This is a genomic window from Pseudomonas sp., from assembly GCF_037994325.1.
In the GTDB taxonomy this organism is placed as follows: Bacteria; Pseudomonadota; Gammaproteobacteria; order Pseudomonadales; family Pseudomonadaceae; genus Aquipseudomonas.
Genome location: NZ_JBBNAH010000323.1, coordinates 1 through 4,748 on the forward strand (window position 1 = coordinate 1; position 4,748 = coordinate 4,748).

The window sequence follows — 4,748 nt, forward strand, 5'->3', positions numbered from 1 at the left end:
GAGCCACACCGCCACTCACCAGAAAGTCTGGGCGCTGGCCGCACCGATGATTCTGTCGAATATCTCCGTGCCCTTGGTGGCGTTGGTTGACAGCACGGTGGTCGGCCATCTGCCCCATGCTCATCAACTCGGCGCCGTGGCAGTGGGCAGCACACTGTATGTGATGATCGTCGGCATCCTCGGTTTTCTGCGTATGGGCACCACTGGTTTTGCCGCCCAGGCCAGCGGCCGCGCCGACGGTGGCGCGTTGCGCCAGGTGTTGGTCCAAGGCCTGATATTGGCAGCATTACTGGCGCTGACCTTGGGCGTACTCGCCCTGCCCTTTGGCGATATGGCCTTGGGCCTGATGAACCCCTCGGCCGAACTGGATGAACAGACCCGCGCCTTCTTTCATACGCGCCTGTTCGGCTTGCCGGCGGCGCTGGCCAACTTCGCCTTGATCGGCTGGTTTCTCGGCACGCAAAACGCCCGCGCGCCGCTGGCGATTCTGCTCAGCACCAATGTGCTGAATATCGTCTTGTCGTTGTGGTTTGTGCTGGGTCTGGACTGGGGCGTGGTTGGCGCAGCGCGGGCAGCGGTGCTTAGCGAATGGGGCGGCGCGTTGCTCGGCCTGGCACTGACTGGCGGCGCGCTGCGCCGTTACCCGGGGCGTACGCAGTGGGCGGCGATGGCGCTGTGGCGTAACTGGCGGCCGCTGTTGGCGGTCAATCGCGACATCTTTATTCGCTCGCTGGCGCTGCAAGGCGTGTTCTTTCTGCTTACGGTGCAAGGTGCGCGCTTGGGCGATGCAACCGTGGCGGCCAACGCCTTGCTGCTCAATGGCCTGCTGCTCACCGCTTACGCCCTGGATGGTTTTGCCCATGCCGTGGAAGCCCTGTGCGGGCATGCCCTCGGTGGTAATGACCGCCAAGGGTTGCGCCGTAGCCTGGTGGTGGCTGGCGGCTGGTCGCTGATTGCCAGCCTGCTGTTCGCGCTGTTTTTTGCTCTGGGCGGGCATCTGTTTATCGCCCTGCAAACCGATATTGCCGCAGTGCGCAGCACCGCCGATATTTACCTGCCGTACCTGGCTGTGCTGCCCTTGGTAGCGGTGTGGAGTTACCTGCTCGACGGCCTGTTTATCGGCGCCACCCGCGCCCGAGAAATGCGCGATGCCATGCTGCTTAGCGTGTTGCTGGCCCTGCCGCTGGCCTGGCTGCTGCGTGACCTTGGCAACCACGGTCTATGGTTGGCATTTTTGGCTTTTATGTTGCTACGAAGCCTGTGTTTGGGGGTCTATGCTTATCACCTGACTCGCCACGATCAGTGGTTTGCTCCCAGCCTTAAAGGATCAGCCCATGCTCAGCCCGGCCACACCAGTTAACGAACTTATTCGTCAGGAAGTACTGGATAACCAGGAACTGCTGGATACCCCCGCCGACCCGTACCTGGACGTGCTGGTGAAGATTGTGGCGGAGATGTTCGACGTGAAAACCGTGCTTATCAGCCTGGTGGACCGTGACCGCCAATGGTTTAAAGCACGGCGCGGATTGGCCATCCCAGAAACCCCGCGCTGCATGTCTTTTTGCGGCCACGCCATCTTGCAAGATGACGTGTTTATGATTGAGGACACCCACCAGGACCAACGTTTTGTCGATAACCCAGTGGTCACCAATCCGCCCTTCTTGCGCTTCTACGCCGGCCAACCGTTGTTCTCCCAGGACGGTCATGCCATTGGCACCCTGTGCCTGTTGCACCCACAACCGAAACAGCTGAACGGCAAACAGAGGCAGCGCCTCAAAGACATGGCCACCCTCGCCGAGGGCTACTTGAAACTTCGCCATATGAGCGAGCAAACCACGCAATTGCGCGCAGCCTTAAGCCGCGAACAGCGTAAAACCATGCTCGATAACCTCACGCAAGTATGGAACCGCGCCGGCCTCGAACATTTCCTGCCGCGTGAGCAAACCCGTGCCGAAGAGCGCGAGCAGAAGCTCGGCCTGCTGTTCTGCGACCTGGATTATTTCAAGAAGGTAAACGACGTTCATGGCCATGACGCCGGCGACAAGGTGCTGTGGGAATGTGCTCGGCGCATCGCCGGTGCCGTTCGCCCGCAGGACGTAGTAACGCGCAGCGGCGGCGAAGAGTTTGTGGTGCTGACCCAGGTGCGCGACGAGCAAGAACTGCGCATGATCGGTGAGCGTATCCGCGCCGCAGTGGCGCGCAGCCCGATAGATGCTGGCGAGGTGGAACTGCAGCTGACCATCAGCATCGGTTGCGCCCTGGCCGAACCGCAGGAAAACCCCGAGCGAGCCCTCAAGCGCGCCGACAAAGCCCTGTACCACGCCAAGGGTAACGGCCGAAATCGGGTGGAATTCGCCGCCTTTGAAGCGAAGCCGGCCCACCATTAGTTAGAACGTGCATGGGCAACAGAGAGTGCCCAGCGCCCAACCGTTGCCCTGAGGAACCACCATGGCCGCCGCCATTGCCGCGTACCTGCACTACCTGTCTATTTTTCTGCTATTCGCCCTGCTTAGCCTCGAACACCAACTGTTCAAATTGCCCATGGACCTGGCCCGCGCGCGCAGCCTGATGCGCATCGACATCGCCTACGGCGCCACTGCCGGCCTGGTGCTATTCACTGGCGCGGCGCGGGTACTGTGGTACGGCAAAGGGCTGGATTACTACCTGCACAACAGCGTGTTTCACGCCAAGTTCGGCCTGTTTATTTTGGTGGGGCTGATCTCCATCGTGCCGACGTTTGTCATCCTCAACTGGCGCAACGCGATTAAAGCCGGCGAAGTGCCGGTGGTGAGCGCCAAGCAGGCCAAGTGGGTGACCCTGGTGATTCGCCTGGAGCTGCTTATTTTGCTGGTGTTGCCATTGTTGGCGGCATTGATGGCGCGAGGCTATGGGGTGATTGGCCTCTAGGCAAATAGTGCGTGCAGCGCCCCCTCACCCTAGCCCTCTCCCCAGGGGGCGAGGGGACTGAATCGTCTGTGGTCTGCTCCCCGCGCCCGCTTGTGGTCGCCCGGATAGGGGCGAGGGGCTGGGGGTGAGGGCAGGTTCGCCAAGGCACCTCGCCATTCAATCAGGGGCCACTTTTCCTCACCATTTGCCTAACCTGTATATACAAGTGTATATAGGTGCACGTCATCCCCAACGGCAACCGTCAGGACCATTCCCATGTCGCATTCACTGCTTCTTCAGCCCGGCCAACTTTCCCTCGATCAATTGCGCGCCATTTATCAGCAGCAATGCCCTATCGAACTGGAGCCGGTGGCCAAGGCAGTGGTCGACACCAGCAACCGCACTGTGCTGGAGATCATCGACAACAAGCGCACGGTGTATGGCATCAACACCGGTTTTGGGCTGCTGGCGCGCACCTCCATCCCCACCGAATCGCTGGCCAAGCTGCAACGCAATCTGTTGCTGTCGCACTGCACCGGCACCGGCCCGCTGCTGGATGACGCCAGTGTCGGCCTGATCATGGCGCTGAAAGTCGGCTCGCTGGCACGCGGTTTTTCCGGCATTCGCTGGGCAGTCATTCAGGCACTCACCGCGCTGTATAACGCCAAGGTTTACCCGTGCATTCCCTCGCAAGGCTCGGTCGGTGCTTCCGGTGACTTGGCGCCCTTGGCGCATATGTCGGCGGTACTGATCGGCATCGGCTGCGTGCGCCACCAGGGCCGGGAAATGGATGCGGTAGAAGGCCTGGCGCTTGCCGGCCTGCAACCGATGGTGCTGGGACCAAAAGAAGGCCTGGCGCTGATCAATGGCACCCAGGTGTCCACCGCGCTGGCCCTGCGCGGCCTGTTCGCTACAGAAAAGTTGTTTAGCGCCGCCGTGGTCGCCGGCAGCTTGAGCGTTGAAGCGTTGAAAGGCTCGGCTGTACCGTTCGACCCACGCATTCAGGCCGTCCGCGGTCAGGCTGGGCAGATTGATGTGGCCGCGTTCTATCGCGAGCTATTGGGCAGCACCAGCGAGATCCGCGAATCCCACGCCGACTGCAGCCGCGTGCAAGACCCCTACTCCCTGCGCTGCCAGCCACAAGTGATGGGCGCCTGCCTGGACCATATGCGTTTCGCCGCACAGATTTTTCTGCGTGAGGCCAATGCTGTCTCGGATAACCCGCTGGTGTTTAGCGCTGATGGCGACGTGCTGTCCGGCGGCAACTTCCACGCTGAACCGGTGGCCATGGCCTCCGATGTACTGGCCTTGGCGATTGCCGAAATTGGCGCCTTGTCCGAGCGACGGATTGCGCAATTGGTCGACCCCGCCATGTCCGGCTTGCCGGCATTTCTGGTTAAAGAAGGCGGCCTGAACTCCGGCTTTATGATCGCCCAAGTCACCGCTGCGGCCCTGGCCTCGGAAAACAAAACCCTCGGCCACCCGGCCTCCATCGACAGCCTGCCAACGTCCGCCAACCAGGAAGACCACGTGTCCATGGCCACCTTCGCCGCCCGGCGTTTGCTGGATATGGCGGGCAACAGCAGCGCCGTGGTGGCGATCGAACTGCTGGGTGCCGCCCAGGGCGTGGAGCTGCATGCCCCACTGAAAACCTCGCCGCTACTGAGCGAAGTGATCGAACTGATCCGCAGCGAAGTACCGCACTACGATGAAGACCGCTACTTCGCCCCCGACATCGCCGCAGCGCGCGCGTGGGTGGAAGGGGGCGCGTTTGGCCGGTGGTTGGCGTACGAACGGCTGTACGCCTAAGCACCGACGTGAACGTAGGGTGTGCTGTGCGCACCAGGTGTTTCATCAGGAAA

General features: G+C 61.5%; 4 protein-coding genes. All 4 read left to right on the forward strand.

The window, feature by feature from the left end:
- The coding region (locus AAAB16_RS10930; protein ID WP_340663339.1) for an MATE family efflux transporter at positions 1 to 1,360 on the forward strand (1,360 nt) is incomplete at its 5' end.
- Positions 1,335 to 2,387 carry a sensor domain-containing diguanylate cyclase gene (locus AAAB16_RS10935; RefSeq protein ID WP_340663340.1) on the forward strand — a complete coding sequence of 351 codons (1,053 nt, stop codon included), beginning with the start codon at positions 1,335 to 1,337 and terminating at the stop codon, positions 2,385 to 2,387. The genes AAAB16_RS10930 and AAAB16_RS10935, both read left to right, overlap by 26 nt.
- A 61-nt stretch (positions 2,388 to 2,448) precedes the next feature.
- A complete protein-coding gene (locus AAAB16_RS10940; RefSeq protein WP_340663341.1) occupies positions 2,449 to 2,907 on the forward strand; it encodes a DUF2214 family protein in 459 nt (152 codons plus the stop codon).
- Between the two features lie 255 nt (positions 2,908 to 3,162).
- Positions 3,163 to 4,695, forward strand: coding sequence for a histidine ammonia-lyase (gene hutH, locus AAAB16_RS10945; protein ID WP_340663342.1), 1,533 nt, complete (start codon positions 3,163 to 3,165; stop codon positions 4,693 to 4,695).
- Positions 4,696 to 4,748: the final 53 nt, after the last annotated feature.